Origin of the sequence: Pseudophaeobacter sp. 1A09344 (assembly GCF_041008745.1) — a bacterium.
In the GTDB taxonomy this organism is placed as follows: domain Bacteria; phylum Pseudomonadota; class Alphaproteobacteria; order Rhodobacterales; family Rhodobacteraceae; genus Phycobacter; species Phycobacter gallaeciensis_A.
Map to the genome: position 1 here is coordinate 52,057 of NZ_JAXGFS010000017.1, position 26,882 is coordinate 78,938.

29 protein-coding genes are annotated in these 26,882 nt (G+C 55.5%); 21 read left to right on the forward strand and 8 right to left on the reverse strand.

Annotated elements, in window-relative coordinates:
• Positions 1-31 precede the first annotated feature (31 nt).
• From SM765_RS21135 to SM765_RS21145, 3 genes are read right to left on the reverse strand one after another with little or no spacing between them, the layout of a single operon-like run.
• Entirely contained in the window at positions 32-475 is a 444-nt protein-coding gene (locus SM765_RS21135) for a ubiquitination-like system serine protease family protein (protein ID WP_368981843.1), read from the reverse strand.
• Complete coding sequence (locus tag SM765_RS21140; protein ID WP_368981647.1) at positions 444-1,856, reverse strand: ThiF family adenylyltransferase; 1,413 nt, start codon at positions 1,854-1,856, stop codon at positions 444-446. The genes SM765_RS21135 and SM765_RS21140 overlap by 32 nt, the downstream gene beginning before the upstream one ends.
• Positions 1,853-2,770, reverse strand: coding sequence for a multiubiquitin domain-containing protein (locus tag SM765_RS21145; RefSeq protein ID WP_009574261.1), 918 nt, complete (start codon positions 2,768-2,770; stop codon positions 1,853-1,855). The genes SM765_RS21140 and SM765_RS21145 overlap by 4 nt, the downstream gene beginning before the upstream one ends.
• A 157-nt stretch (positions 2,771-2,927) precedes the next feature.
• Between SM765_RS21145 and SM765_RS21150 the strand changes: the two genes are divergently transcribed.
• From SM765_RS21150 to SM765_RS21165, 4 genes are read left to right on the forward strand one after another with little or no spacing between them, the layout of a single operon-like run.
• Positions 2,928-3,137 carry a hypothetical protein gene (locus SM765_RS21150; RefSeq protein WP_009574260.1) on the forward strand — a complete coding sequence of 70 codons (210 nt, stop codon included), beginning with the start codon at positions 2,928-2,930 and terminating at the stop codon, positions 3,135-3,137.
• Positions 3,134-3,772: a GNAT family N-acetyltransferase gene (locus SM765_RS21155; protein ID WP_368981646.1), complete on the forward strand. Its 639-nt coding sequence runs from the start codon at positions 3,134-3,136 to the stop codon at positions 3,770-3,772. Before SM765_RS21150 ends, SM765_RS21155 begins: the two co-directional genes overlap by 4 nt.
• Entirely contained in the window at positions 3,769-4,248 is a 480-nt protein-coding gene (locus SM765_RS21160; protein ID WP_009574258.1) for a helix-turn-helix domain-containing protein, read from the forward strand. Before SM765_RS21155 ends, SM765_RS21160 begins: the two co-directional genes overlap by 4 nt.
• An 18-nt stretch (positions 4,249-4,266) precedes the next feature.
• Positions 4,267-5,193, forward strand: a complete 927-nt coding sequence (locus tag SM765_RS21165; protein ID WP_009574257.1) for an ImmA/IrrE family metallo-endopeptidase — start codon at positions 4,267-4,269, stop codon at positions 5,191-5,193.
• Between the two features lie 103 nt (positions 5,194-5,296).
• Here the strand turns inward: SM765_RS21165 and SM765_RS21170 are convergent, their stop codons facing one another.
• Genes SM765_RS21170 through SM765_RS21180 form a run of 3 tightly spaced genes read right to left on the reverse strand, consistent with a single transcriptional unit; the run spans position 5,297 to position 7,456 of the window.
• The gene (locus SM765_RS21170) at positions 5,297-5,491 is read right to left on the reverse strand and encodes a hypothetical protein (RefSeq protein ID WP_009574256.1); all 195 of its coding nucleotides are present in this window, start codon (positions 5,489-5,491) and stop codon (positions 5,297-5,299) included.
• A gap of 9 nt (positions 5,492-5,500) precedes the next feature.
• Positions 5,501-6,709 carry an XRE family transcriptional regulator gene (locus tag SM765_RS21175; protein WP_108887760.1) on the reverse strand — a complete coding sequence of 403 codons (1,209 nt, stop codon included), beginning with the start codon at positions 6,707-6,709 and terminating at the stop codon, positions 5,501-5,503.
• 30 nt (positions 6,710-6,739) lie between these two features.
• A complete protein-coding gene (locus tag SM765_RS21180; protein ID WP_009574254.1) occupies positions 6,740-7,456 on the reverse strand; it encodes a hypothetical protein in 717 nt (238 codons plus the stop codon).
• A 500-nt stretch (positions 7,457-7,956) separates the two neighbouring features.
• Between SM765_RS21180 and SM765_RS21185 the strand changes: the two genes are divergently transcribed.
• From SM765_RS21185 to SM765_RS21205, 5 genes are all read left to right on the forward strand, one after another.
• The gene (locus SM765_RS21185) at positions 7,957-8,295 is read left to right on the forward strand and encodes a DUF736 domain-containing protein (protein WP_017470241.1); all 339 of its coding nucleotides are present in this window, start codon (positions 7,957-7,959) and stop codon (positions 8,293-8,295) included.
• Positions 8,296-8,944: 649 nt separating this feature from the next.
• Positions 8,945-9,121 (forward strand): hypothetical protein, encoded by a 177-nt coding sequence (locus SM765_RS21190; protein WP_232616948.1) that lies wholly within the window; start codon positions 8,945-8,947, stop codon positions 9,119-9,121.
• Between the two features lie 412 nt (positions 9,122-9,533).
• Entirely contained in the window at positions 9,534-10,154 is a 621-nt protein-coding gene (locus SM765_RS21195; RefSeq protein WP_040403070.1) for a helix-turn-helix domain-containing protein, read from the forward strand.
• A complete protein-coding gene (locus SM765_RS21200) occupies positions 10,147-12,075 on the forward strand; it encodes a relaxase/mobilization nuclease domain-containing protein (protein ID WP_368981844.1) in 1,929 nt (642 codons plus the stop codon). The genes SM765_RS21195 and SM765_RS21200 overlap by 8 nt, the downstream gene beginning before the upstream one ends.
• Before the next feature lie 14 nt (positions 12,076-12,089).
• Positions 12,090-14,003, forward strand: coding sequence for a type IV secretory system conjugative DNA transfer family protein (locus SM765_RS21205; protein WP_368981845.1), 1,914 nt, complete (start codon positions 12,090-12,092; stop codon positions 14,001-14,003).
• 808 nt (positions 14,004-14,811) lie between these two features.
• Here the strand turns inward: SM765_RS21205 and SM765_RS21210 are convergent.
• On the reverse strand, positions 14,812-15,375 hold the full coding sequence (locus SM765_RS21210; RefSeq protein WP_009574086.1) for an NADPH-dependent FMN reductase: 564 nt from the start codon (positions 15,373-15,375) through the stop codon (positions 14,812-14,814).
• Positions 15,376-15,628: 253 nt separating this feature from the next.
• Between SM765_RS21210 and SM765_RS21215 the strand changes: the two genes are divergently transcribed.
• The 12 genes from SM765_RS21215 to SM765_RS21270 all read left to right on the forward strand — a co-directional run bounded on the left by SM765_RS21215 (position 15,629) and on the right by SM765_RS21270 (position 26,183).
• The gene (locus tag SM765_RS21215) at positions 15,629-16,894 is read left to right on the forward strand and encodes an aromatic ring-hydroxylating oxygenase subunit alpha (RefSeq protein ID WP_368981846.1); all 1,266 of its coding nucleotides are present in this window, start codon (positions 15,629-15,631) and stop codon (positions 16,892-16,894) included.
• Complete coding sequence (locus SM765_RS21220) at positions 16,891-17,376, forward strand: aromatic-ring-hydroxylating dioxygenase subunit beta (RefSeq protein ID WP_108887770.1); 486 nt, start codon at positions 16,891-16,893, stop codon at positions 17,374-17,376. The genes SM765_RS21215 and SM765_RS21220 overlap by 4 nt, the downstream gene beginning before the upstream one ends.
• Positions 17,377-17,396: 20 nt before the next feature.
• A complete protein-coding gene (locus SM765_RS21225; protein ID WP_245897988.1) occupies positions 17,397-18,350 on the forward strand; it encodes a PdxA family dehydrogenase in 954 nt (317 codons plus the stop codon).
• A complete protein-coding gene (locus tag SM765_RS21230) occupies positions 18,347-19,363 on the forward strand; it encodes a 2Fe-2S iron-sulfur cluster-binding protein (RefSeq protein ID WP_108887771.1) in 1,017 nt (338 codons plus the stop codon). The genes SM765_RS21225 and SM765_RS21230 overlap by 4 nt, the downstream gene beginning before the upstream one ends.
• Before the next feature lie 70 nt (positions 19,364-19,433).
• Complete coding sequence (locus SM765_RS21235; RefSeq protein WP_368981847.1) at positions 19,434-20,678, forward strand: cytochrome P450; 1,245 nt, start codon at positions 19,434-19,436, stop codon at positions 20,676-20,678.
• An 11-nt stretch (positions 20,679-20,689) separates the two neighbouring features.
• Positions 20,690-21,013 (forward strand): 2Fe-2S iron-sulfur cluster-binding protein, encoded by a 324-nt coding sequence (locus SM765_RS21240; RefSeq protein WP_009574092.1) that lies wholly within the window; start codon positions 20,690-20,692, stop codon positions 21,011-21,013.
• Between the two features lie 39 nt (positions 21,014-21,052).
• A complete protein-coding gene (locus tag SM765_RS21245; RefSeq protein WP_009574093.1) occupies positions 21,053-21,808 on the forward strand; it encodes an SDR family NAD(P)-dependent oxidoreductase in 756 nt (251 codons plus the stop codon).
• Positions 21,805-23,247, forward strand: a complete 1,443-nt coding sequence (locus tag SM765_RS21250; RefSeq protein WP_040403074.1) for an NAD-dependent succinate-semialdehyde dehydrogenase — start codon at positions 21,805-21,807, stop codon at positions 23,245-23,247. Before SM765_RS21245 ends, SM765_RS21250 begins: the two co-directional genes overlap by 4 nt.
• 9 nt (positions 23,248-23,256) lie before the next feature.
• Positions 23,257-24,477: an NAD(P)/FAD-dependent oxidoreductase gene (locus SM765_RS21255; RefSeq protein WP_009574098.1), complete on the forward strand. Its 1,221-nt coding sequence runs from the start codon at positions 23,257-23,259 to the stop codon at positions 24,475-24,477.
• Between the two features lie 33 nt (positions 24,478-24,510).
• The gene (locus SM765_RS21260) at positions 24,511-25,191 is read left to right on the forward strand and encodes an MOSC domain-containing protein (protein ID WP_368981848.1); all 681 of its coding nucleotides are present in this window, start codon (positions 24,511-24,513) and stop codon (positions 25,189-25,191) included.
• Between the two features lie 480 nt (positions 25,192-25,671).
• Positions 25,672-25,905 carry a helix-turn-helix domain-containing protein gene (locus SM765_RS21265; protein WP_245897989.1) on the forward strand — a complete coding sequence of 78 codons (234 nt, stop codon included), beginning with the start codon at positions 25,672-25,674 and terminating at the stop codon, positions 25,903-25,905.
• A gap of 77 nt (positions 25,906-25,982) precedes the next feature.
• Positions 25,983-26,183 carry a hypothetical protein gene (locus SM765_RS21270; protein ID WP_009574102.1) on the forward strand — a complete coding sequence of 67 codons (201 nt, stop codon included), beginning with the start codon at positions 25,983-25,985 and terminating at the stop codon, positions 26,181-26,183.
• Here the strand turns inward: SM765_RS21270 and SM765_RS21275 are convergent.
• Complete coding sequence (locus SM765_RS21275) at positions 26,177-26,755, reverse strand: hypothetical protein (protein WP_009574103.1); 579 nt, start codon at positions 26,753-26,755, stop codon at positions 26,177-26,179. The genes SM765_RS21270 and SM765_RS21275 overlap by 7 nt on opposite strands.
• Positions 26,756-26,882 lie beyond the last annotated feature (127 nt).

Consider the following 26,882-nt stretch of genomic DNA (forward strand, 5'->3'; position numbering starts at 1 on the left):
CCAGCGGCTTTTGCTCTGACCACCAGCAATTCTATCTTGCTTTTATGGCCGCTTCCATCTCTCGGCTTCGATTTGGGTGCGACTTAATTTTCGGACTGTCCGCGCACCATTGTACCTGCCCTTGACGAACCCAAAAGTGGCAATGGCACTGGTTAGTTTGCCGGATCGATGGCTCCACAGTCGGCCGACCGAGCCAGTCAAGCCGCACCGACCAACGCGGGCGCCGACTTCTACTCAGCGACAGCTGGATCTTCTGGCCGCAGCCGCCCGGGCACTGGAAGCAAGCCCATTTTTCGATGCTGCCGTCTCGGACGACAACCAATGCATCTGCCGTTAGGGCAGTGGTCTCGGGATGCGTGGCCTGCACCCGGCCGACTAGGTCGACGCGGGGGATAAACCGGCACCAGATCAGAAAGCGTCGTGCAATGTTACCAAACATCTTCTCAACCCACCCTATCCATGAAAGGGTCGACATCACCCCGGCCCCAGTAACCCTGATCGACACACAGGATGCACCCGGGATTTTGCTTTGCCCCCTGCAATCGATCAATCCCGAGATCAAAACGCCGAATGCGCTGCGCCGCCCAGCCGCCATCGTCTCGATAACCGGTCAAACCCTGCAGCAGCTCGTTGACGGCCATAGTCGCTGTTTCCGTCGTGAACGTGACGACCGCTGGTGCTGGATTGCCGCCGCCGCGCACATAAGCTTCACGTTTCTGACGCTCATACTCCGCCGGCGCGGCACGACGCAGTTCTTCCTCCGCCGCCCGATGTGGGTGTGCGATACCGCGGCACAGCAGGCAAGGTGTGCCAGGGCGCAAGACCGTCGCCCGGCCAATCATGTTCCCAACTTGACCGTCTTCACCACGCGGTGTGAGTGCGAGTCCCAGATCAATGACCGGGCGCAGGTAAAAATATGCGAACCTACTTAGAAACAGTCGGCCTGCGTGATCATCAGTGCACCCAAAGATGATGTCGCAGGAGAGCAAGGCATCGCGTGCCTCATCTGCATCCGCCCAGTGCGGGATCACAACCGGGCGGACACCAAGACCAAGACCCGCCAGTTCTCGCGCGACGACTTCGACCTTAAGCCGCATGCCATCGGCATCGTCCCGTCGAGCTCCATGCAAGCGGTTCAGATTGCTCACTTCAACAATGTCTTCGTCGAAAAGGGCAATCTGGCCGACGCCGAGCCGGGCCAACAGCATCGCAACCGCACTACCCGTGCCGCCACAGCCCACGACACCGATTTTCAGCCGGGCCAGCAGAAGATTCAGTGAAGGTCCGAAGGCAAGCGCTTGCCGCTCGAAGGCTTCTCCGGAAAACCCGCTCAGCCCATTCAGAACACGAAGCCGTGCACCAACGGCTATGACAGCATCGCTGTCGATCGGCTGGGTGTCGTCGATCCACAGACGTGCTGCGTAATCACAGATATCACCATCAATCAGCAGCAGGCTTGCTAACATGACGCCGGCACCATTCCGGTTCCGCGCCAGTCGATACAGTTCCCGTTCGTTTTTTTCGTCCTGTGTGGAGAATTCGGGATACCCGCCCGGGTGGCTATGGGCGATGCCGACGATCAGGCCTTCTGCTTTTGCCACACGACACAGGTCAAGAAACGATTTCGTTGACCAAGTGACATGCTTGTCGCTGGCCGAAATCAGATCCTCGTCCGGAACTGGGATCACGCGGTAGGACGTCAGTCGCAAACGGGATTGGCGATCCCAAGGGTCCATCGCGACACGGCTCACTCCATAAAGCACGTAGGCTGCGGCTTCATGGCCATCGGGGCGGTGCAGGAGCGCCCGAAGCTCGGCTTCGTGACGTTCCTGCAAGGTGAAATCGAGGCGGCTCATGCCGCAATCTCCAGCGCCGTCTCAACCCTCTTAAGCATGGTCCAGATACCATCGGTGCCGGGACGCCAGTCGCTGTTGTGCCGCGACCAACGCTGCCAGCGCTGCCCATTGAAGATCAGCGGCTGGTCGGCTTGACGCGGGTAGCGGCTCGAAAGGGCCAGTGTCAGCCAGGGCTGCGCATAGAACATGTCCGGCGCAGCATCCGGATAGCCCCGCGGCAGCAGGATCAGGATGTCGGCCTGTGCCACCTGATATTTGCCGTCCGGTAGGCAATAGCCTCGCAGGATTACACCGGTCTGCGCTCCTTCGCGGTATTCGACGAAAGTCAGGCCGCGTCCTTCGAGGTATCGGCGATCACGCATAGGCAGGATGGGGGCTTCCGCGCCTTCGGTCGAGGTAGTCGCCCCGGTGAAGAACCTCTCCAGACCTTTTCCGTCCAACCTGACGAGCTCGTTGTCGTCGATCGGACGGTCCTCAGCGCCACGGATTTCCATCCAGACACCGTAGTCCGGTTTGTCGGCGGCACCTGCCAGCTGCTTCAGGACCCGGCCGCTGATTACGCAGGCGCCCCATTCCTTCACCTGACCATCCAGTTCGATGCGGTAGGATTCCGCACTCTTGAACACGATGAAGCGCTCAACCCCTGCCGTGCGCAGATCGACCGTCTCATCGAGCGTCAACTCTTTCAAATCGCCATTGCGAAGCAACTGGAACACCAAGTGCTCCTCCGCGGGACGCGCCGAGACGAGGTCCAGAAGTTGCCTCCCGGTCGGCACCGGATCGTCGATCCGGTATCCGTCAAAGGTGAGGTCTCCATTGCCGACCTGCACCCGGTACGGCCCCTGGGGGCGTGGGTTCCGTCCAGCAGCGACGCAAGCCGCCACGTCTTCAAGTTCAATCGTTTCCAGCGCCATGGCCAGTCTCCTTTTCTGTGCTCGCCGATCCAGACCGGCCTCATTTGGTGGATATAGTAGCCAAAGAATGACCAGTCAATGGCTAACTGTAGGCTATTTTTAAGTTGACAATTGCTTCAAGTATGGCTATGTCTCACGTGTCTTGGAGGATAAGGAAATGAGCAAGCGAACGATGACGCTCAATCTCACAGATGCGGAGATGGGCGTTTTGGAAGGCCTTTGCGCCAAAAAGGATCTCAGCAAGATCGGCGTGATAAGGCAGGCCCTGCGTCTGTATCAGATGGTCGATGTCCGGCTCGAGCGCGGCGACAAGCTGTTCTTCGAAGACGACAAGACCAAGGATAAGTCGGAAGTCATGATGCTATGACCGCCTACCAGGTCCATTTGTTCGATGCCGCCGCTGGTGCGATGGTCGAGGCCGATCTGCATGACGAGATTGCCGAGAAACAGCTGATCGACTGGCAGTTCCAGTGGCGTCCGGCCGTCCAGGCCTACATGAAGCGTCTGGTGGACAACGGTATCGGTCCCGCCGACACCGCTTGGCCCCAAAGTTGGCACTGGGACTGGCGCGGCAAGATGAATGAGGTTCGTGGGCTGCTCGGCCATACTGGGTATAGTGTCGTCTGCCGCGATGTGACCCAAGGCATGATGCGGCTAGATCTCGCCTCCCGCCGTGCTCGCTTGGACTCTCAGGCCGGACAGGATCTGGTCTATGTCGACTATCTCGAAGTCGCGCCCTGGAACTGGCGCGAACCTTATGCCGACGCGCCGATTTATCGACTGGTCGGCCCTGTGCTGATGCACGCCGCCATTTCCCGCAGTGTCGACGAAGGCTTCAAAGGCCGCGTCGGCCTGCATTCCCTGCCGCAAGCAATCCCGTTCTATGAGCGCTGCGGCTTCACTAACCTCGGCACCCGGCCCGACGAGTATGAGGGCAAGTTGCCGTATTTCGAGTCCACACCGGGCGCCGCCGAGGCATACCTAAAAGGAGAGCTAAAATGACTTACGGTATCTCCGCAGAATGGTCCAAAAAAATGCTCGCATTCGACGAGCATGTTACCCCTGGAGCTGGAGCTCTTGCCACGCGCCCACATGTTGACCCTGATGCGGTATCTCTGCGTGTTGAAGAAACCCGACTGGTATTCGGCCACTTTATCAATGTCGCGCGCAGACAGCGGCGCCTGACAATCGAAAAGCTCGCCGACGACGCGGACATCGAGGTCGGCGAGCTGCTGAGTATCGAACAGGACCCTCATTACGAACCCGATCTCCGGACCGTATGGGGGTTGTCGAACGCGCTTGATCTGCCGCAGCCAAAGCTGATGGAACTGGCTGGCCTTGCGGTCCCAAAAGAAGGCCATTGGCTGGAAGAAGTCACACGATACGCCGCCAGGTCCGCTCCGATCAAGGATGTGACACCAGACGAACAAGCCTTTCATGACGCTGTTGTTGCAGCGCTGACGATGAAAGCGACGTAACAGAGCGAGACGGGTCCCATGGCCAAAAACTACATTCTTCGCCGGCGGACTCAGGAACGTATCGACGAACGCGTTGAGCGGCTGCTGAACAGACTGGGCAATCCAGAGCCGCCGCTCAAACTTGAGCATGTCCGGGATGCACTCGACCTTGATCGGGCATACTTCCAAAAAGACGATCCATCGCTGATGGACGATGTCATCAGCATGTTGCGCGTCGCCGGGAAGCAGGTCTTGCGGCGACCAACTCTCTTCATAGATGCCGTCAAGAAATTCGATCTGCGCGCCTTCTACCTTCCGGATGAGAAACGGATCCTAATGGACAAGGATCTGCACAAGCTGAAATTCCGTTGGATTGAAGCACATGAAGTAGGTCACAGCCTCTTGCCCTGGCACGAAGGGGCCATGCTCGGCGACGACAAGCAAACGCTCCGGCCCAACTGCCATGAACAGATGGAAGCCGAGGCGAACTTCGCTGCTGCGCGTCTTCTATTCTTGCGCGATAGGTTCGCCATCGAAGCACGGGACTATGCGCCAAGTTTGGAGGCGGTGAAGGCACTCCAGCCCCGCTTTGACAACACACTCACCACGACGTTCTGGCGTTGTGTCGAAATCTGGGGCGCCTCGACGCCTATCATCGGTCTGGTCACCGGACACCCGCATCCAATCAAACGCGAAGCGGACTTCGACCCTAAAGAACCCTGTTCACACTTTGTGCAGTCGCCTGCGTTTGCAAGCGGCTTCAAAGGTTGCGATGAGATTGACGTCTTCAATATGGTTGTGGATTATTGTTCGGCGGCCAGGGGTGGTCGACTGGGGGGTGCCGATATCGTACTCCATGATGACAACGGCGATCCACATGTCTTCACCTTTGAAACCGTGAAATGGGGATATGCGCTAACCCTCGGCGTTTACCGAGGTCCGCACCGATCAGTGATCGCAATCTAGCATATTCTAAGAGCCGTCTGACAATGCCTGCCAAGCTCTCTGAAATGCTTGCGCTTCAAGGGTTGGCGCTGCTTGTCAATGACGGCCAATTGCTGCTGCGAGATCATGCTTCATAGTAATTGTCCTCATCAAAAGGGCATTCACCCCGAAGCATGACCGCTCCGCGTTTCACCGAATTTTCTTCGGTGCCGAACACCTCCACAGAGTGCCGGCACCGGGTACAAGTGATGATGAGACCCGGAACCGCGCCATAGTCACCATCCAGTTCCTCTTCTGAGACATCGATTTTCACTCGCATGTGCCAACCCTATTGCGATTCACGCCGGGAGAATGGGATCACCGACCCTCCTGCAGGTGCACCTGTCTCACGCGAAGCGTCCGTCTTGAGAGCCAATGACACCACGTCGCCTGTTTTCTTGCTGAACCAACCAGACGGAAGGCCGACGAGGTTCTCAATATCGCCTGGATGCATCGTGAACTCGACCGAAAGCAGGTCGTCCTTACTGCGGGTGCCGGAATCCACGATCAGGCAAAGAGCGTCATGCAACATACGTGGCTTTGGAACAGCCCACTCCTTGTCCATCGGCTCTTGTCGGTTCCAGCCTTTGGCGGAATAGGTCTTATAGAACTGCGTGGCATGATCCTGCGGGATGATTTCTAGATCCACCAACCGCTTGATCTGGGCCTTCACAGAAACGCGCCAACGTTCTTTCAGGGACAGCAACCCTGCAAGGGAGTAGTTCGGGACCTCCGGCACATAAGTCGTCTGCGGCATAAGAAACGCGCTTGCGAAACGGAATGCCTGGCGCTCGATCTCTGGAAGATCATCGCGCAATGCTTTTGCGCTGACATTCCGGTGCAGCACTGCATGACCCAGTTCATGAGCGGCGTCCATCTGACGACGGGGGAGATTCATCTTGTCTGATGCGAGCAAGATGTGAGGACGGTCCTCGGACTTGGACCAGCTGCAGACGCCGTCGAGTTTGGACGTTCCCATTTCGATGGAGCCGACGACACAGCCGATCTTTTCAAGGACCGCTACGACATTTGTGCAAGGGCCTTCGCCCAATTGCCAGTGGGACCGCAGTTCGCCGGCGATGTCCTCGATGTCTTCGTCCCGAAGCTGACTGTAGCTGGAGCCACCCAGAACGTCTGGAATGTCGAGTTCGGGGAAATCAACATAGTGCTGCAAGACGTGGCTGATCTCATGTAGCCAGCTCACCTGAGAAGTTTGATACTCGCGGTCGCGCTTCAGCGTGCTGACCAGTTTTCGATAGAACATCGGTCGCGGGCTATCGAAGACCGGACGGAGAAAAAACTCTCGCCGGACCCGCAGGGCCTTCGCCAATTCTGTCAGAGCATCAGCTTCCGGCGCCTGTTTGCCGGTTTCCCAACGGGAAACCGAACTAGGGCTGACTCCCAGCATCAAGGCCAACTCTTTCATGCTTTGAACGCGCCGGGCGGCGCGCGCCTCAACGAGACGTTCCGGCACGAAGCCGGGTGTTCCCACTCGCATTTTTCCCTCCTCTGGTGCCGGTGGCACCCTTTACGCTTTGCCATCCTGTTCGTCATCCACAGATGGAGCCTCGGGGGGAACAAAAAGCTTCATCGTGCGCTTCAGGCGGACAGCACCGCTGGCAGGCAATGCGGGAGGAGTCGAAAACGGCGAGCTGGGTTCCGACACATCCCCGTCATCCGCGAGGTACTGGTCGATCCGTTCGTAGAAAAGGTATTGCTCATAATCGGAGTCAATGAGCCCGATGGCCAACTCCTTAATCTTGCCGGCTTGTTCAGGGTCGCGAGCGAAGAGAAACAAAATGCAGATGTCCCCGATCTGAGGGGCAGTACCATCAAAATCGAAGTGAGGAGACAGCTTGTAGTTCAGTGTCACACCGGCCTTCCGCGACTTGTTCTTGACCGGAAGCTTGCTGGGTTCCGGCATTGCCGCGAGGCCAAGGATGAAGCCTTGCCCTTCATGCTCGAAACGCATGAACGGTTGGAAAACCTTGAAGTCCGAACCGGGGATAATGCCGCCGTCGAGCAGTGCGCCGCCATGAAGTTCACAGACCTCCTGAAACCCCTTTTCCATCATGTGGAAACGCGACATTCCCTCAAGGCGCCGTGCACGACGTGTATCCAGACCAGAGTGATCCTGAATCATTCGATGAGCTTTAAGGGCTTCTCCGCGCAGGCGGTCCTCAAGATCAATGATCAGGCCGCGATAGATCGCGACCGGGAAACGGGTTTTGACAAAATCCCCCATGACTGCTCCGATTCTTTGGGGTTGCGTTTTGCGGGAAATGTGGCTCAAAAATTGCGTTAAGTCAATTGCGAGCAGCCGGCTTTGTTCATCTTATCGTCCTGGATATCCCGAGCTAGTGCCTCGCTTTGACCAAGTGCCGACCGGTCCAAGGCTGGCCGAGTGGCCTAGGACTGGATCCTCTCGAGGTTCATCCTGAAGACGAGGCCGGCGATAGGTTATTGTTTCACATGCCACTGCCGCGTGTCCCTCGACTGTTCCCCTACCTTCCTTCGTGGCCACCGCACTTCTCCCTTTGTCTGAGTTGCATGACATGCTGGTCGCAGCTGTCGTCCCGTCCACAAAGGTTGCCGCCGATCCTTTTCCCCTGTCCCTGCGGGCCATTCCGCGCGGAACAAAAAGACCGGCGCCTGCCCCTCTCCGCTGCGCTTCGCCTTCGGTGAGGCCGGGCCTTGGCCAGCTGCAAGGTGACCATCATTGCAACGCAAACAAGGAAAAGAGCAATGACCACGAACTGCATCAAATTCACCAGCGCCGACATCGAAACAGCCAAGGGCGTCGGCTCCATCTCGACCCTGACCTTCGACCTCGACATCACGGTCGAACCCGTCGCGAGCACCAACCCGATGGCTCCCACGCACCGCGTCCTCGGCCGCTCCCCGCGCGGCAAGCTGGTCGAGTGCGGCGGCATCTGGAAGAAGCAGAACAAGGAGACCGGCGCCGACTACTACACGCTGACCATCCGCGACCACGGCTTCAACGCCAACCTCGGCAAGGCCGCGAACCAGGACGATCTGTCCCTGCAGGCCGTCATCCCCTGGGGTCCCAAAGACGCCGCCTAAGCCACGGGCCAGACCGCTCCGGCGGTCTGGCTCTTTCTCGTTCCGGGGGAACTTGTCCTCGACTGGTGCACTATTGGTGTCCGAAGGATGCGGTATATTTCGGACGCGGACGCCGACGCGGATAGTCAGACTGGATAGTCAGACCGGATAGGTCGCCGACGCGGCTTCGATCTTTCTGTTCAGTGACAGCGCGGATCGCAGGAACCCCAGGCGGAACCGAATGTCAGCATAGAAAACTGGGAGCCTACTGTGCGAGGTAAGCGCACCCCTTCTCTCAGTCGAGCAACCCGTGCCTAGGTCGTCTTGGCGAAGCTCCCTGGGGCGGCGAACTCGCCCTGCGCCGCAGGCAACGAAATCGCAAATCATCGTCATGCATCCCGGGGCAACGTCTCACGTGAGGATCACCGCCGCGCGCCTTTCCGTCGACCTGTTGGCCTTTCAGATCGCTAGCCCGGGGTCGAGCGGTCTGCAACGCCGGGGGCAGGTTTCTGGACGGCTGACGCCTTGAGCGCTGCCGAGGCATCGCTCACAACAAACCTGCCCCCGGCGTGCTCCATTTCATTCCGCCCCGTGCCGGGTGCAGCCCGCTCTCATGCCCCCGGTCTTTTCCACGATCCGTCCAACGACGATCAACGGAAAGGATCACACCATGACACTCGAACAATCCATCGACCTCGCCGAACTGCAAGCCGACATGGCCTTCGAGGACTACCTCGCCGCCTTCGACGAAGACGCCCATCCCGAGACCCTCGACAGCCTCGAGACCGAGGCGCTGATCGCCCGCAGCCGCTACGACGACCTGCGTTCTCTGGGACTGGGTCACTGACCCAGATACCCCTGCGGGTCTTCGGATCCGCAGGGGTCTGACGTCGACTCTCAGAAGCATCGTGACGCTCGCAGACGGTGCGACCCGCGCCATCCAGCGCGGGCCATTTTCGTGTTCCTGGCGCCCGATCCGTGACCGGCTCGAGCGTTTGGTTTGCCTGTCGTCGTGTGCGTCATGAACACAAGTTTCGGAAGCTTTTTCGACCTGGTTGTCCTGCATCGATGAGGGCGGGACCCGTACCATGTCGCGCCGCGCCGCGGGGTCTTGATGGCGTCTATTTCCAGCAAAAAGACACACTATGCAAAACGTAATATTGCGCAATGTGATGTATTGAAGTATAAGCGAAGGGGAGAAGGAAGACGTTGGCAGGATATGGCCAATGTTTGCACATTTTGTCCGAGGGGTCTGACCCGTGCCGAGGCCAGCGAAAAACCTGAAGCTAGAAGAGCGCATCGAAGTGGCGCGGCGCTTCACGGCGGGCGAGAGCGCGAAGGAGCTGGCGGCGGCGTTCGGTATCTCTCCGCGCCACGTGAACCGGCTCGCGAAAGAGGAGGCGGGGGAGGGCATCGCGGTGCGCGACCCGAGCGAAACGGTCGCCTTCCGGGCCAGTCAGTCTGAGCTTGCTGTGTTCGATGCCGAGTGGTGCGAACGGGGTTTTGCCAACCGATCCCAGGCGCTCAATGCGGTGCTGCGCGGGCGGTGCGGTTTCCTCGATGTGCCCCGTGATCTGGTCTCGGAATTCTGCGCCGCATGGCGTCAGGCGAAGGACGTGAGCGACGCAGGATTGGTGCTCGCCAAGGCGGTGCATCGCGGTCGGCTGGAGGTTTCGGAGGCGGACCGCGCGGTGCTGATCGAACTCCTTGATCTGGCGCAGTCCATGAGCCGTGAGATGGGCCGGATGAAGGATGCGGCGCAGGCGCTGCGTGCTCAGGAGTGGCCGAAAAAGGAAGAAGGGCAGGGGACAGAGAGCGCGGTTCTGGAGGACGGCTCGCGCACGATCGAACGCGGATTGAGGCTCATCAGGAATGGCTGATCCGCTCGCCCTTTACGTCTCGGTCATGGGGCGGCTCTGGGAGGATGAGCGCATCCGGGGCCAGGCCGCGGCGCGGATCGACGCGCGGCTGGCGGGGCGTCGGCAGGGGCGGAGTTTCGCGCGTGTCGGATCCATGTCGGCGCGCAACGCGCTGAAGGCGGCCTCGGGGCAAAGCCGGGCGGCGGTGTTCAAACGGATCCGGGCGGGGGGCTGCAAGACGCGTGCTTCGCTCGGGGCGCAGCTCTCCTACATCAACGACAAGGCGGTCTACACCTACTCGACGATGACCAATGCGCTGACCGATGCGGTAGTGCTTTCTGAGGAGCAGAAAGAAGACATCATCGAGGATTGGGCGGAGACCTGGCGCGGCTCGACCAAGCTCGGTTTCACCTCGCACATGCTTCTGTCCTTCCCGACAGACGTGACGGTCGATCAGGTGCGCGACATCGCGATGGACTGGGCGGAGCATTTCTTCGAGAGCGGCGAATACGGCGATCAGTGGGACTATGTCCTCGCGGTCCATGACGACCGGGCGCACAAGCACGCCCACATCATCCTGAACAATCGCGGCGTCGAGAAGGGCACCTGGTTCTCTTGCTGGGCCGAGGGCGTGATGTCGCCGCAGCTCATGCGCGAGAAGCAGGCCGAGATCGCGGAAAACTATGGCGTGATGCTTGATGCCACCACCCGGCTCGAGCGCGGTATTTTTGAGAAGCCCGCCGGGATCGAGGAGTTCTACCGCGCTAAGGAAGAGGCCCGCCTGCCGCGCGAGATCATCATGACGGCCCAGGAATCCGCCATCGCGCAGGCGCAGGTGGTGGGCTTCGCCAAGGACTACAAGAACCTCGCAGATCTGCTGGACCGGATAGACCAGCGCCACATGGCGCGCGCCGTGCGCGGCATGGCGGACGGGCTTGGCTCCGGCACGCCGTGGAACTTCACCGAAGGAGAGATAGACATGAAGGACATCAAGACCGTCGGTGATGCGATCGACTATTCCGAGCGCACGATCGAGGCGCTCAGGCTCAAGGCCGAAGAACTGGACCCGACCGAGCGCGCCGCTTTTGAAGCCAAGGCCGCACCGGTCATCGCGGACCTTTCGCAGATGGTGCCTGACCCGGAGCTGCGCGCGCGCTTTGGCAAGCAGCTCGAAGAACCCTATCCGCCGGGGGCGGGCAGCGATGTGCTGATCGCCGCGCTGCACTCCGGCAATGACGAAGGGCTCCGCGACGTGCTCGAGCGCGCCGAGGGCGCGGGCATGGACAGCGAGGAGCTGGTGGCCCGGATCGCGGCGGGCGGCACGCGGAATTACGGCATGGCGCAGGACTGGGTCGAGCGGGACATGAACGCGGTGCTGGCCAAGGACGGTCTCAGCGTCGAGACGGCCAATGATGACCAACTGGATGCAGCCCTAGAAAAGGTCGACAGCGTGATGGACGCGCTGATGGAACGCGCCAAGGAACTGGGCGTCGAGATCGGCGGGACCCTCGCGGACGAGGAGGAGGCGACGTTGCCCCTCATCGACGAGGACGATCGGACACCCAATCCCTATCTTCAGGACCTCGCCGACATGTTGCGGGACGGCAAGCTTACCGAGGAACAGGAAGAGACGGTCGAGCGAACCCTGCAGTCCGAGCTCTTCAAGGAACTGGGCGAGGAGGGCTTGGCCGAGCTTCGCCGTGGCAACTACGAGGTGCTGGACGCGGTCCTGCCGAGCAAGCTCGACCAGATCACGGTCACGCAGGAATTCCTCGAGATGACCTTCGAGGAGACCGGCGACCAGGTCTTCACCGACCGCGCCGCCGGGTTGCAGCAGGACAAGGCAACCGAAGTGGCGCGGCTGCGCGGCCAGCAGGAGGCGCAGGAAATGGGGCGCGACCTTCGCCGTGACCGCGGACTCGACGACGAGATGGAATTCTGAGGGGGATGACCACCATGACCAAGACACTTCCCCTTTGGGCTGCGCTCCTCTTCGGCGTGATCTGCGGTGCCGTCATCGGCACCATCGTCGCCGCATTCTACCTGACGCTGGCCCTGAAAACCGGGTTTCAGAGCTTCGACATGTTGGCGCTTTGGAAGGCGAGCGCCGGCACCCGCGCGGCACATCCTGACGCCTTCAAGGTGGGGTTTGGCGCTGTCGGCTTCGGGGCCATCGGGCTTGGCGCCTTGGCGCTGGCCTGGACCTGGAAGAAGGAGCGAGACGACTACGGCTCGGCCCATTGGCAGACCAAGGCGGAGCTGAAGAAGAACGACATGCTGCAGGCCCCGGGCAAGGGTTTCGTCTGCGGCAAGCTTGGCGCACCGACCTCCAAGGCCGAGTTCATCTCCTCGACCACCATCCCTCATGTGATGATGGTGGCACCGACCCGCGCCGGTAAGGGCGTGGGCTTCGTGATCCCGAACCTTCTGAGCTTCGCGGGTTCGGTCGTGGTGCTCGACGTGAAGGGTGAGAACTTCGAGAAGACCGCGCGGCTTCGGGCGCTGAACGGAGACGAGGTCTATCGGTTCAGCCCCTTCGACTGGGCCAATGCCACGCATCGCTACAATCCGCTTGCCCGCATCGCGAAGGCCCCGAGCTTTGCGCAGCGCTTCACCGAGGTCTCGATCCTGGCCGACCTCTTCCTCGACAAGGACAACAAGACGCTCGACACCTTCTCCGAGGCTGGCAAGTCGATCTTTGTCGCTGCCTGCCTGCTGGCGATCCAGCGTGGCACACCGAACCTTGGCGAGGTAAACAAGATCGTCGCCGGGGGCGAATACAAGAACGCCCAGTATAAGACCTATGCCGACGAGGCCGAGGAAGACATCCTGCGCGAACTCTGGACCAATGCGGCCTCGGCCTCGTCGCGTCTCTTGACCTCGAACATCCAGGCGCTGATGACGGCCGGTCTCAAACAATGGGACAACCCGGCGGTGCGCTCGGCCACCGAAGCGAGCGACTTCGATTTCTCGACCTTCCGCAAGACTCCGCAGTCTCTCTACATCGCGGTGTCCGAGGATCACATTGCGACCCTTGCCCCGCTTCTGCGCCTGATGTTCGCCGATCTCATCGCGTCGATCCGGCTGAACGAGCCCGGCCCGGATGAGCCCTGGCCTGTCATGATGATGATCGACGAATTCCAGCAGATGGGGGCGATGCCCTATCTGGAACGCGCGATCCATTCACTGGCAAGCTATGGTGGCCGCGTCGCGATGATTGCGCAGTCGTTGGCTTCGCTTGACCGGATCTACGGGCCCGAGGGCCGCGAAAGCCTCGAAAACGGGGCAGGGCTGAAGCTCTACATCACGCCGCGGGACCAGCGCACCGTGAAGGAGGTCTCCGCCGCGGTCGGCAGCACCACGCGCGAGGCCGTGACCCGGATGTATGGCCGCAACAAGGGTTTCCTCGGCGCGACGTCTACTTCAGCGCGGCTGGAGGAGCGACCGCTGCTTTCCGAGACTGAAGCGCGCTTGATGGATCCCGACGAGGTCATAATCCTCGCCTCGCCCCAGCATCCGATCAAGGCGAGCCGGATCAAGTATTACGACGATCCCTTCTTCAAGCAGATGCTGGCCCGCCAGGAGGGCAAGCCCTTCCCCTATCCACCGAGTGTGCAGGGCGTGGGACCTTGGGGTAGCGTGGATGGTGACGCAGCCCTCGCAGACGAACAGGCGAAACCAGCCGAACGCGCGCCTGTCCGGGATCGCTCGCAGCGTCGCGAAGCGCGCGCGATGAGCGTGATGGCGATGGAGGCTGGGCGCGGGCAACCAGAGCCAGAGACGTTGGAACGGGAAACAGCGGTGCCGAAGGAATGGGAGGCAGCGGTCGATCGGCAAGAGGATTTTATTGAGGAGTTGTTGGGTGGATGACCGAAGCTATCGTGCAAGCGGCTTTGGTTGATCTTCTGTGTTGCGTGAAGCGGATGACTCATTGCAGCCTCCGGTAGCGGCAAGGCCATAGTAAAGCGTACCTGCTAATGACTTCTCCACAGCCGCTGTCTGGCAGAGTTACTCAACAAACAAAAAGTCTTTCACCCGGTTAAGCAGTCCGAAGCTCACATATCGCGCAAGAGCAAAACAGGAGTCGACAAGTAGAGCTTGGAAATGCGGGCCGTTGAGTTCACCAACAGCGAGGTGGGCGAAGTGTCTATGCTACTTGCATTGCCCACCCAAATCCTTCCCGACCAGGAGATCGGCAATGGTACTGCCGACGGCGTTTATGACACCGGCATGTGCCACGATGCCATCGCTGCTAAGAGAGCCGCCACAGTCTTGTTATCTCGCAGGAGCATCGCGCCCTGGAAGCCGGACACCCCTCGGGCTGGCGCGTTCAACGAATGCCCTCCGCACATCAAGGCGTTTAGGGCGCACGACTTGGACACGAATAAGCGGTTACCAACGCAGAAACCGGGAAGAGATTAAAATGCAATGTGTGACAAAGCTAGGCCAGTAGCTGACTGTACTGGATTTGGATTGCAAGGTCACAGAGTTCAGAATGTTTGTTGCTGTCATGTACGCCTGCGATGCGCTCGGTCTACGTGTCGTTGAATTCGTTGGATATGCCGGTTCAGGGAAGAGGAGCCTCAGCCATCATCCGACTTTAAGCAACCGCACACCTCAAAAAACATGATCAGTATTCATCAAGCAAGCACGTTAGGCCACACCAACATGCTGCAGACTATTCAGCGGGAAACAGAAGTTTTGCAATAGTATTGTCCAAAAGCTGTGTCTGCACGTTATCAGTTAGTTTGCCATTGGACTGAAAAATGCTGCCTGCTGTGCCCAGGCGAATATTCTGAGAAATAACATTTGCGCCGAGAGTGAGAAACAGCTGTTGAAGAGCGGGATGGCCGCGAACAGACCCCACACCGCGTGAAGAAGCACCGCATATCGCGACTGGCTTGTTGTTAAATGCCGTGCCGCCTAGGCCATCTTCCAGAACAAGCCAAGAAATCAGGTTGCGAAGCACAGACGAATAAGCACCGGTATATTCATCCGAACCGATAATAAAGCCATCTTGTATTCGCAGTAAGTCGCGGAACTTAATGACTTGATGCGGCATCTCGGGCCGTGAGGCATTCGCACCATCAATATTCGGCGCATCAAAATCCATAAGATTAACAAATGTCATTTCAACTTTGCCCGGTTGATGCGATTGACTCAGATCAGCCACGGCCTGCACCAACTTGGAATTGATTGAATCCTTTCGACTGCTCCCTGAAAAGGCCAGTAATTTCATCATATCACATCTCCAACATTCTTAAGCCCGCAACCTAGTGGGGGGCAAGATCGACAATTTTGGACCCAACCAGACTTGTTCATTTACCGAACAAGAATTGAATCGCCTCAACGCTCCCAAGTTGTCCGGTCCACCGTCCATGACATCCTTGCGTCTCTAGAGGTACTTGACACCGAAACGTGCTCATGTAAAGAACAATGTACGATATTCGGTCAACGTTCGGTAAGCGAACATATTTGCATGAGGAGATGCGCTGATGGTAGACCCTGAAGAAGTATCGGCTAAACAGCCGACATGGCCCGCTAAAGATGGAGCAACGCGTGTTCCGTATTGGGTTTTTCAGCGCCAAGATGTTCTGGAAGCAGAAAATAAGAAGATTTTTCAGGGCCCTGTTTGGAATTTCCTGTGCCTTGAGGCCGAGCTCGTAGAGGCAGGAGATTTTGTTGCCGTCTTTGCTGGTGAGACTCCTGTCATTGTGACGCGTGACAAAGATGGCCAAATCTACGCATTCGAAAATCGTTGCGCGCATCGTGGTTCATTGTTGGCTCTAGAGGATAGAGGGAACGTTAAAGACTTCACGTGCGTGTATCACGCTTGGACGCACAGCCTTCAGGGGGATCTGATTGGAGTTGCCTTCAAAGATGGCATCAAGGGCTGTGGCGGTATCGCAAGTGACTTTAAAATGGAAAATCAAGGCCCACGCAAAATGCGGGTATCAGTGCTACATGGGCTTGTTTTCGGAAGCTTCGATGAAGATGTGGATGATATCGAAGATTACCTGGGAGAAGCGGTTCTTGAGCGCATTGAGCGCGTTTTGGGAGGGCGGAAACCCGTTGTCCTTGGCAAATTCACACAAATTCTCCCCAACAACTGGAAGCTCTACGTAGAGAATACAAAGGATAGTTATCACGCCAGTATTCTCCACACCTTTTTTACAACTTTTGAATTGAATCGCCTGTCGCAAAAAGGCGGGATCATCGTGAATGAAACCGGTGGATGTCATGTGAGTTATTCTTGCGTCGACCATGGTGGTTCTTTGGACGAAGTTCAAAAAAATGCATATAAAGACGAAAATATCAGATCCGATTCCGATCTGAGTTTGACTGATATGACGCTTTTGGAAAGCTTCAAGGAATACGACGACGATATTACGCTCCAGATTCTGTCTGTTTTTCCAAATTTCGTTTTGCAGCAAATCCAAAATTCAGTTGCTGTTCGTACCGTATTGCCCAAAGGCACAGACAACATGCATTTGAAGTGGACCTATATCGGGTTCGAAGACGATACTCCAGATCAGCGGAAGGCCCGTCTCAAACTTTCCAACCTAATCGGACCGGGGGGGTATGTCTCCATGGAGGACGGCTGCATTGGGAATTTCGTTCAGCGCGGAACAAAAGGGGCCGCAGAAGAAAGTGCCGTACTTGCGATGGGTGGTTACTCAATCGAAACGAGTGAAGATCGAATTACTGAGGCCGCAATTCGTGGTTTCTGGACCGAGTACCGTGGGAGAATGGGCCTATGAGCAGCATGAAAAAACGAGCTGAATTGACCAATCTTATCGGCATGGCTCAAGCCCAATATGCGTATACGATCGACGATGGTGACTTCTATGACTGGCCAAATTTTTTCGCCGATGATTGCTTTTATCAGATCACATCTGCGGACAATTTTGCGCAAGGCCTTCAGGCTGGCTTGATGTGGCTAGATAGCAAGGCAATGCTTCACGACCGAATTTTGTCGTTATTGGAGGCCAACGTCTACGAACGTCACTCCTACAGGCACATTCTCGGGCAACCGAATATTTCGAGCATAGATGGTGACGAGGTGGAATCAGAAACATCGTTTATGGTTGCACGGATTACCCGCGAAGGTCCGACTGACCTTTTCGCCACGGGCCGATATGTCGACCGTTACAAAGTATCCGAAAACGACGCAAAAATCATGAAGCGTATTGTTGTTCTCGATAGCAGCTATATTGATACGCTACTTGGGTTTCCGCTGTGAGATTGTCCGACACTAGGTCTGTGCTGCTAACCATCGGCGATCCCAATGGTATTGGACCTGAAATTGCGACGAAAGCTGCAGCCAGCTTGTACCAGGATCCTGTTTGTCGCCCAGTATTGCTGGGCGATGAATACATAATTTCTCCTTTAGCAGATTCTTTGGGATTCGGTGTTCAAACCAACCGATCTAAGTGGGGAAGCGATGAAAAAACGATTGATCTTCATCCAATCGAAGCGATGCCTACAGCGGAGTTCATACCAGGAAAGGTAAGCGCCGCTGCAGGGCGAGCTACAGTTGCCTATGTCGAATCTGCATTAACATTGTTGTCCGATGGCTTTGGACGAGGAATTGTTGGATGCCCCCATTCGGAAACAGCTGTCAATTTATCGGGGCGAAAGTTCTCGGGGTATCCGAGCCTGTTGGCAGATCTATTGAAAACCGGCCCTGACAGCATCTTTCTGATGCTGGTTGGAGGAGGTCTGCGTATTGTTCATGCCACATTACATGAGGGCATAAGCGGCGCACTGAATCGGATAGATCCAGAACTAGTAGTAAAGGCGGTCGTCGCCGCCGATGCAGCACTACGCGAATTGGGAGTGGACAAGCCGAAAATTGGATTGTTTGGCATCAATCCTCATGCAGGAGAAAATGGACTTTTTGGGGATGAAGATGATCGTATCATTGTCCCCGCAATACAGAAATTGCGTGAACAAGGCATTGATGCACATGGTCCCGAAGGTGCCGATACTATGTTGGCAAGAGATGGATATGATGCATTCGTCGCAATGTATCACGATCAGGGGCATATTCCAGTCAAGCTGCTAGCCGGTAGAAAGTCTACCGCTCTATCAATTGGGGCTAACACCCTGTTTTCAAGCGTAGGACATGGCGCGGCTTTCGACATCGCGGGCAAGAACTGTGCCGATCCTGAAGCAGTCATCAGGGCTGTAAGACTCGTTGGAGGTGCAACATGACCCACAAAATTTCCGTTTTTGGTGAGGATATCAGTTTTGAGTGTGGAGAGAGTGAAACCGTATTAGACGCTGCTGAGCGGGCGGGCTTCTCTATCCCATATTCTTGCCGGAAAGGCGTCTGTTCGTCTTGCGAGGGCGTGATTACATCAGGTGAGGCCGTTGTCCGTGGGCAGGGTGTCTGCGTCGGGCCCGCCAGCGGTGTTCTTTTGTGCCAGGCCAGACCGCGCACAAATCTGGAAATTGTACCGAGAAATATCAAGAAGACAGACCCAGTTTCTCGCAAGATATTCGAGGCGAAAGTCCGGAAAATTGAGCAACCAACGCCAGACGTGTCAGTTATCAATTTGAGATTTCCAATTGGTAACCGTTCCGTCTTTCAGGCGGGCCAATACCTTAGTGTATTAATGCCTGATGGCGATAGCAGAAATTATTCGATGGCTAATCCACCTCATCAGAACGACGGTGTTGAATTGCACATTCGCCATGTTTCCGGCGGGAAGTTCTCACAAACGGTTCTTGCCAATCTTGAAAAGGGATCGATCCTATCTGTTGAGCTTCCATTTGGAAATTTCACATTAAATGAAAACACAGAGGTCCCTGCAATCCTGATCGCAACAGGAACGGGATTTGCGCCGATCAAGTCAATCGTCGAACACCAGATCAGAGAGGGTGGATCGCGTCCATTGCATCTGTATTGGGGAGCAAATACCGAAGCCGACATTTACCTGCGTTCGCTTCCTGAAATGTGGGCGGCGAAGCATGATTGGTTTACATTTACGCCTGTTCTTTCTGAACCTCCGAGTGCCTGGAAGGGCCGTACTGGCTTCGTACATAAGGCCGTTCAATCGGACTTTCCGGATATGTCGGATTTAGAGGTCTATGCTTGCGGTGCCCCGATGATGATTGATGCGGCAAGTAAGGATTTCTGTGCGGAGTCCAAGCTGGATAGAGCAGCTTTCTACAGCGATGCGTTTGTGCCGTCGGGCGAACCAGCGGACGACCTACCTGCATAGTCAGAGACAAACATACACGCGTCACAACTGATAAATTCGCAAAGGCTAAATTCCAAGGGAGGAGTGCGCCATGAAGTTTCAACAGCAGCAGGAGACCAGATCTCACTCATATAAAGTACCGGTTGATGGTGTCGCTTCGCTTGATTTCGACCCTTACGCGGCAGCGGTGCTTAGGGACCCATATCCGTATTATGAGATGATGCGCGACGCGGGACCAATCGTTTGGTTGGAAAGATACGGAGTTTATGCTGTGGCACGCTACGACAGCGTCCGCAACGTGTTGACCGATCCGGAAACATATTGTTCCAGTGCCGGCGTAGGACTGACCAATTTTCATACAGAAGAGCCTTGGCGACAACCGAGCATCATTCTGGAAGTCGATCCGCCTGAACACACAAAAACCAGAGCCGTCTTCACGCGTATTCTCTCCCCACGCGCTTTGAAAAAGTTGACTTCTACCTTCGAAGCACAGGCGGAGTTGATGGTGGATCGGATGATTGAAAAAGGCGTCTGCGACGGCGTTAAGGATTTGGCCGACGCGTTCCCCATCAAAGTTTTCGGAGACGCGGTTGGCGTTCCAGCTGAAGGACGGGAGCATCTACTGCCCTATGGCGATATGGTCTTCAACGCGTTCGGACCCGCCAACGATCGATTCAACGAATGCCTTGCAAATCTGGGGCCTGCAACAGAGTGGATTACTAAAGCCTGTCAACGCGAAAACCTCACCCCTAACGGATTTGGCGCAGAACTTTATGAAGCAGCTGACGCGGGTGATATATCCCATGAAGATGCAGGAATGCTCGTGCGCACAACTCTCTCGGCCGGGTTGGACACCACAATTTTCACAATGGGGAACGCACTTGTTAATCTTGGCCGAAATCCAGACCAGTGGGCCCTATTGCGCGATGATCCGACAAGAGCGCGTGCAACAATTGAAGAAGTTTTGCGCTTTGACAGCACGTTCCACTCTTTCTACCGCACTACGACAAGGGAAACCGAATTAGAGGGCGTTCCTTTAAAAAAGGAACAAAAGGTACTGGTCTTCATTGCTTCAGCAAATCGCGACCCTCGCCACTGGGTGGAACCAGATCACTTTGACGTAACGCGCAAAGCCACGGGTAACATGGGTTTCGGAGCAGGGATCCATGGCTGTGCAGGTCAAATGATTGCCCGAATGGAGGGTGAGATCGTGCTGCGGACGCTAGCGTCTAAAGTCGAGTCCATCGAATTGTTGGGAGAACCGGTTCTTCATTTCAACAACACCGTGCGCGGGTATACCAGCATGCCAATGCGCGTAACGGCAAAAAGACACTAACGGAGGGGAACATGCCTACAATCACCTATCTACTCGCCGACGGGACCAAAACCGATATCAAAGTGGATGTCGGAGCAAATGTAATGCGTACCGCAATTGATGCAGACATTCCCGGAATTGTAGCCGAATGCGGTGGCGCGGCTATGTGCGCTACATGCCATGTATATCTTGAACCAGAAACAGAATCGGTTTTCACCGCGATTAGCGACGTTGAGGAAGAAATGCTTGAGTGCGTTGCGGATGATCGTCAACCAGAAAGCCGACTGAGTTGCCAACTCAATGTTCCTGCAGGAGTAGATCGAATTACAGTTCGGTTGCCAAAAACTCAAAGCTGAATGTTCGAAATTCCTGATGAGAATAAGTAGGAAAAATCAATGATCAACAAGAAAAAAGTAGCGATTGTAACCGGTGGCGCTAGCGGTATCGGTTTTGCGTTCACTCAAAGTCTTGCTGCCTCTGGATATGCCGTTGTGATCGCTGACATGGTCGGAGCGGAAGAAGCAGCTAATAGACTTAAAGGCAAAGGCTTTGAAGTGATCGGCGTTAAAACCGATGTCACTAACGTAGACGATACAAACGCGATGGTTTCCGAAGCAGTCAGCCATTTTGGCGGTTTGGATTTGTTGGTGAACAACGCGGGTATATTTACCTCTCTGAAGCTAAAGCCATTCGACCAAATCGAACCCGCTGAATGGATGAAAGTTATGGAGGTCAATACGCTCGGCCCGTTTCTTTGTGCCAAAGCAGCACTTCCAGAACTTCATAAGAGTTCGGCCGGTCGGATCGTGAACATCGCCTCAACTTCTCAGCTTAAAGGTGCTCCGTTTATGCTGCATTACACGTCAAGTAAGGGGGCTGTTGTCGCGTTTACCCGATCGTTGGCGCGCGAGTTGGGCAAAGACAACATCACGGTGAATGCTATTGCGCCCGGATTTACACTCAGCGACGGAGTGCTTGCGACCGGCATGGAAGAAATCATGGGCGAGGTGGTCAGAAAGTCCAGCCGCTCAATCCCGCGTGATCAGGTGCCGAATGACCTTGTTGGTGCCTTGCTTTTTCTTGCAAGTGATGGTGCGGCATTCATCACCGGACAGACTATCGCTGTAGATGGCGGGAGTTTTTTCCTTTGAACTACGCATATTCAGATCTTTGCCTTTATATTGATGGCCGCTTCATTGGCTCCGATGAACGGTCCGGGGAATCGGTTTACAATCCAGCTAATGGCCAGATTCTTGGGCATTTACCTCATGCAACAACCGAAGATCTGGACTTGGCGATTGCTGCAGCGGATCGGGCGTTCCAGAAGTGGCGATGGACTTCACCGATTGAACGCAGCCGTGTATTGCGAAAAGTTGCAAGTTTGATCCGTGAACGATCCGAGGATATTGCTCGTAATCTCACACTTGACCAAGGCAAGCCACTTGCTGAAGCACGCGTGGAGATTTTAGGGGCGGCAGATCATGCGGATTGGCATGCTGAAGAATGTCGTCGGATATACGGCCGCGTCATCCCGTCCCGCGACCCAAGCGTCCGTCAGACAGTTGTTCGTCAGCCTGTTGGTGTTTGCGCATCATTTTCGCCTTGGAATTATCCGCTCAATCAAGCTCTTCGAAAGATCTGTGCTGCCTTAGGATCAGGATGTACCATTGTCCTCAAGGCATCCGAGGATGCGCCAAGTGCCGTCGTAGCGCTGGCGCACATTTTTCACGACGCAGGATTGCCCGCAGGCTGCCTTAATGTCGTTTGGGGCGTGCCGGCTAAGGTTTCAGAGCATCTGATCACGTCGCCTAAGGTTCGTAAAATATCGTTTACAGGGTCAATCCCCGTCGGGAAGCATCTTGCAGCAATGGCTGGCGCACATATGAAACGTGCTACGATGGAACTAGGAGGGCACTCTCCTGTTCTGGTTTTCGATGATGCCGATATCGATAAGGCGGCGACTCTGTTGGCCGGCTACAAAGGACTGAATGCGGGACAAGTGTGCATGTCGCCAAGCCGGTTCTTCGTTCATGAAAAGGTAGCGCAAGAGTTTGGCGAGAAATTTGCTGCAGCATTTGGCTCCCGCGTCGTAGGAGATGGCATGCACAGCGATACCACAATGGGTCCCCTCGCCCATACTCGACGTGTAAGTGCTATGACCGAATTTGTTTCCGACGCCACTGCCAAAGGTGCAAGCATTTTGACAGGAGGTACGGCTATTTCTGGTCCCGGAAATTTCTTTCCACCGACAGTACTGATGCACACTCCTGACACAGCCAAAATCATGATCGAAGAGCCGTTTGGTCCTGTAGCACCCATCTCTACTTTCAGTGAAACGGATGAAGTGCTCTCACGGGCAAATGCTTTGCCTTTCGGACTCGCATCTTATGTCTTTACCAAGTCACTCCGTACATCTCACTATGTGACTTCAAAATTGGAAGCAGGAATGGTGAACGTAAACCATTTCGGAATTGCGTTGCCGGAGACGCCTTTGGGAGGCGTGAAAGACAGCGGCATGGGCAGCGAAGGCGGTAGTGAGACATTTGATGCCTATCTTGCCACCAAGTTCATTTCCGAAGCAACAGAGTAGGAACTTGGAATGGAGAAGCAGATACTCATTGTAGGTGCTGGGCAAGCGGCATGTTCTCTAGCAGGGAAATATCGCCAACTGGATAGTGATGCCGTAATCACAATTGTAGGTGATGAGGAATACTTGCCTTATCAACGACCGCCACTATCAAAAAAATTTGTGACCGGTGAAATGAGCGTTGAGAGTTTGTTCCTTCGTCCCAACGCTTGGTACGAAAGAAACAACATCTCTCTTATCTCAGGCCGCCGCGTCGTTCACATTGATAGAAATTCTAAACAAATCCAACTCGATGACCGGCGTATTCTGCACTATGATATGCTTGCATTGACAACTGGCACGCGTCCCAGAGTCCTGCCAAGTGAAATAGGCGGCGATCTCAAGGGCGTCTATCTAGTTCGTGGCATTGACGATGCTAAAGCTCTTGCAACCGAGATGACGGTGGGGCGGCGCGCCTTGGTGATTGGGGGCGGCTATATCGGACTGGAAGCTGCAGCGGCATTCAGGAGCCAAGGACTTCAGGTTCGAGTCGTTGAGATGGCTGACCGCATCTTGCAGCGTGTTTCTTGCGCCGAAACATCAAATTACTTTCGGAAACTCCACCACGAAAATGGCGTACAGATTTACGAAGGCTTGGGCGTGGAGCGTCTCATCGGTGACAATGGCCGTGTGGTCGCCGCTGAGTTTTCGGACGGTAGCACTATGGAGGTTGACTTCGTCATTGTTGGTGTAGGCGTTGTGGCTAACGACGAACTGGCGTGCGAGGCCGATCTGGAAGTAGATCAAGGGATACTTGTAAACGCTTTTGGTCAAACGAATGACAAGGACATTTTCGCAGCGGGAGATTGCACCCGCTTCAAATACTTAGGTCATATGATAAGGTTAGAGTCGGTGCAGAATGCTGTTGATCAAGCCGAGTCAGTGGCAGCGAATATGGCTGGAGTGGAAACGGCATATTTTCCGTTCCCCTGGTTTTGGTCAGACCAATTCGATGTAAAGCTTCAGATTGCAGGTCTAAATCAAGGCTATACTGATACAGTGGTTCGCAAAGGAGCGAAGCCTAGGAGTATGTCAGTTTGGTATTTCTCTAATGGGAGGCTTATTTCTGTGGATGCGATTAATGATCCTCGGATCTTCATGATTGCCAAGAAAATGCTTTCCTCGAATAGGTTGGCGAGTATTGAGCAATTAAGAGATCATGATTTCGATCCAAAATCGATCTTAGTATCTTAATATATTGGCCTGTTCGAAAGCGTGAGGTCGTAAATGGAGCAGACTACCGTTTTAGAAGTGCGGATCGGCATGGCCATGCCGTTTGGTCACAAAAATGAACCTAGCGCCATCATAAAGAATGCAGTTAAGGGTAAGGTTTGGTTATCCAAATTTGGATTGGTAGGAGATGAACAAGCCGATAAAGTCAAGCATGGTGGTCTAGATAAAGCACTTCATCAATACTGCTCCGATCATTATAAACATTGGCAAAGGGTTGTGCCGTTGGCTGAGAACTTGGCGCCTGGTGCATTCGGGGAAAACATTGTCGCGGATATTCATGATGAAGCCAATGTTTGCCTAGGTGATTGTTTTAGAATTGGTGGAGCCGTCGTGCAGGTTTCGCAGCCTAGACAGCCATGCTGGAAACTCAATGTGCGGATCAATAAAAGCGATTTTGCCAAACTCGTACAATCGTCGGGGCTGACTGGATGGTATTATCGAGTCCTCGAAGTCGGCTGGATTTCGTCAGGAGACTCGATTTCCCTGATTCAGAGGCCGAATCCAGATTGGACGATTCAAAACGTTCATCGGGCAGTGTATCTTGAAACAGCAAAATTTGATCACCTCAAGGAGCTGGGGACCATAAAAGAACTATCCGCCTCGTGGAAGAAGTTGATTTTAGCTAGGTTAGAAAATCGTAGCATTGAAAGCTGGTCTTCTCGATTTCGAGACTGAGCGACGCTTCCTAAAATCGAAGCAAACTTACTCCAAATCAACAATTAATTTCTTGGAAGGGGCGAAATTCCTTGATTGAGGTATTCAATTATTTTGGTTTTTTGAGTGTCTCAAGTGCGCAATGAGGTCTTCTTGTTGTGAGTCGGAGTCCCGTATGAGGTCGACTTAATTGCAAGAAACTTCGATCAAGTAACAATTTTCCGTTCTTAAAAAAGAGATTCTCTCGAGATTTGAATGGTTTCGGCACTTCAACATTAATAATTCGCCCACCACCTCCTCCCTGTGGGCGAATTTCGGGCGGTACCGATGTTGTCGGTGCCGCCCTTTTCCGAAAGAGCGATTGAACAGTAAAGAATGTGTACGAGACAGCTCAACCCGTGACTTGGATATCTGCAGGCATCCCATTCCGGCGATCTCGCGCCGCTCTAAGATTTCTACTCTGCGCCCCCGAATGTAACATATATCGCGTGGTGATATTTCGTGCAACGTGTCCGTTTCACGGGCATGAACTTGCGGGACCGTGTTGCACTGAACATTCAAGACTTGAGACGCGCCCGCGGCCTCAGCCAGGAGGAGCTTGCTCATCGGGCCAATGTGAGTCGCGGCCATATGGGCAAGGTCGAGAACGCCAAGTTCGCGGCCTCCCTCGACCTTCTCGAACGCATCGCCCGGGCGCTCAATGTCGACCCCGAAGTACTCTTCGCGAAGCGCTAGTCCGTTTCCTTAGGCTTTGATCCAGTCCCCCAACGCGAGGGACATAACTGCAAGAACGGTACGAGTGGCGCGGGTACATGGCGAAGAGAAAGACAGGCTGGCCTTTCCAGGAAGGGTTTCTGAACGACGGGGAGCAGGAGATCCACCTGTTCACCGATTACCGTTGGAATGATGGCTCGGTGAGCCGCCACTGGCATGTCGATCCGGAACGCTTTGATGCTTGTCTGGCCGAGCTACGCCCAATTTCCCTGAAGCCCAGTGATAGCTCAGATCAGTAAGAAAACCACTCCGAGTGGCCCATGTTGCTCTCGTAGTCGCCGTACTCGACCATGATGCTGCGGGAATAGAAGTGCCAAAGACCGCCACCGCTTGGGTAGGCGATCTCCTGACCGCTTTCCGAGATGAATGTCGCGGGCCAGGGCGTGTGGGAACCGTAGACCCGCTGGATGTAGCGGCAGGTCCGGTTTTCGCGATCGCAGGAACGGATCGACCAGTCCCACTGACGCGGCTCGTCGCGCGGCTCGTAGGAGCGTCCGGTGAACCAGATCACATGGGTCCGGTTCAGCCATTCGTATTCCGGCAGATTGGTATCTAGCTCACCCTCGCCGCCGGGCCCGCCCAACTCGACCGGCACATGGGCAAAGGTGCAGACCCCGAAGGGCGGAAGGCTCGGCCAGGGCGTGATACGGCGGATCATGGTGCGATAGGCGCGAGCACAAACGGCGCTCGGGGGGAAACCACCCGCCATACAAAGCATGATGGCGCAATCGATGTCATAGGCCTGCGCCTTCTCAGGGGCTCCGAACACCGCCATCGCCCCCATCACAGCTGCCATCGCCTGTCGCTTCATGTCGCTCTCCCGCAAAAGTTGAGCAGACTATCGCTCAATATGTATTTTTATGCAATATGTCGTATTGACTCCATATGACTTTATGGCCTTAGTGTCGTGAAGTAGAAGGGCTCTCGTGGGGAGAGTC

Bases quoted from the DNA above. Each gene is read 5' to 3' on its own strand.
- SM765_RS21245 (WP_009574093.1), top strand. From the start codon at position 21,053: ATGATCAACAAGAAAAAAGTAGCGATTGTAACCGGTGGCGCTAGCGGT.
- SM765_RS21275 (WP_009574103.1), bottom strand. From the start codon at position 26,755: ATGAAGCGACAGGCGATGGCAGCTGTGATGGGGGCGATGGCGGTGTTC.
- SM765_RS21165 (WP_009574257.1), top strand. From the start codon at position 4,267: ATGGCCAAAAACTACATTCTTCGCCGGCGGACTCAGGAACGTATCGAC.
- SM765_RS21270 (WP_009574102.1), top strand. From the start codon at position 25,983: ATGGCGAAGAGAAAGACAGGCTGGCCTTTCCAGGAAGGGTTTCTGAAC.
- SM765_RS21215 (WP_368981846.1), top strand. From the start codon at position 15,629: ATGGTAGACCCTGAAGAAGTATCGGCTAAACAGCCGACATGGCCCGCT.
- SM765_RS21180 (WP_009574254.1), bottom strand. From the start codon at position 7,456: ATGGGGGATTTTGTCAAAACCCGTTTCCCGGTCGCGATCTATCGCGGC.
- SM765_RS21155 (WP_368981646.1), top strand. From the start codon at position 3,134: ATGACCGCCTACCAGGTCCATTTGTTCGATGCCGCCGCTGGTGCGATG.
- SM765_RS21140 (WP_368981647.1), bottom strand. From the start codon at position 1,856: ATGAGCCGCCTCGATTTCACCTTGCAGGAACGTCACGAAGCCGAGCTT.
- SM765_RS21220 (WP_108887770.1), top strand. From the start codon at position 16,891: ATGAGCAGCATGAAAAAACGAGCTGAATTGACCAATCTTATCGGCATG.
- SM765_RS21190 (WP_232616948.1), top strand. From the start codon at position 8,945: ATGACACTCGAACAATCCATCGACCTCGCCGAACTGCAAGCCGACATG.
- SM765_RS21260 (WP_368981848.1), top strand. From the start codon at position 24,511: ATGGAGCAGACTACCGTTTTAGAAGTGCGGATCGGCATGGCCATGCCG.
- SM765_RS21235 (WP_368981847.1), top strand. From the start codon at position 19,434: ATGAAGTTTCAACAGCAGCAGGAGACCAGATCTCACTCATATAAAGTA.
- SM765_RS21240 (WP_009574092.1), top strand. From the start codon at position 20,690: ATGCCTACAATCACCTATCTACTCGCCGACGGGACCAAAACCGATATC.
- SM765_RS21150 (WP_009574260.1), top strand. From the start codon at position 2,928: ATGAGCAAGCGAACGATGACGCTCAATCTCACAGATGCGGAGATGGGC.
- SM765_RS21145 (WP_009574261.1), bottom strand. From the start codon at position 2,770: ATGGCGCTGGAAACGATTGAACTTGAAGACGTGGCGGCTTGCGTCGCT.
- SM765_RS21255 (WP_009574098.1), top strand. From the start codon at position 23,257: ATGGAGAAGCAGATACTCATTGTAGGTGCTGGGCAAGCGGCATGTTCT.
- SM765_RS21200 (WP_368981844.1), top strand. From the start codon at position 10,147: ATGGCTGATCCGCTCGCCCTTTACGTCTCGGTCATGGGGCGGCTCTGG.
- SM765_RS21135 (WP_368981843.1), bottom strand. From the start codon at position 475: ATGTCGACCCTTTCATGGATAGGGTGGGTTGAGAAGATGTTTGGTAAC.
- SM765_RS21230 (WP_108887771.1), top strand. From the start codon at position 18,347: ATGACCCACAAAATTTCCGTTTTTGGTGAGGATATCAGTTTTGAGTGT.
- SM765_RS21175 (WP_108887760.1), bottom strand. From the start codon at position 6,709: ATGCGAGTGGGAACACCCGGCTTCGTGCCGGAACGTCTCGTTGAGGCG.
- SM765_RS21160 (WP_009574258.1), top strand. From the start codon at position 3,769: ATGACTTACGGTATCTCCGCAGAATGGTCCAAAAAAATGCTCGCATTC.
- SM765_RS21205 (WP_368981845.1), top strand. From the start codon at position 12,090: ATGACCAAGACACTTCCCCTTTGGGCTGCGCTCCTCTTCGGCGTGATC.
- SM765_RS21170 (WP_009574256.1), bottom strand. From the start codon at position 5,491: ATGCGAGTGAAAATCGATGTCTCAGAAGAGGAACTGGATGGTGACTAT.
- SM765_RS21210 (WP_009574086.1), bottom strand. From the start codon at position 15,375: ATGATGAAATTACTGGCCTTTTCAGGGAGCAGTCGAAAGGATTCAATC.
- SM765_RS21185 (WP_017470241.1), top strand. From the start codon at position 7,957: ATGACCACGAACTGCATCAAATTCACCAGCGCCGACATCGAAACAGCC.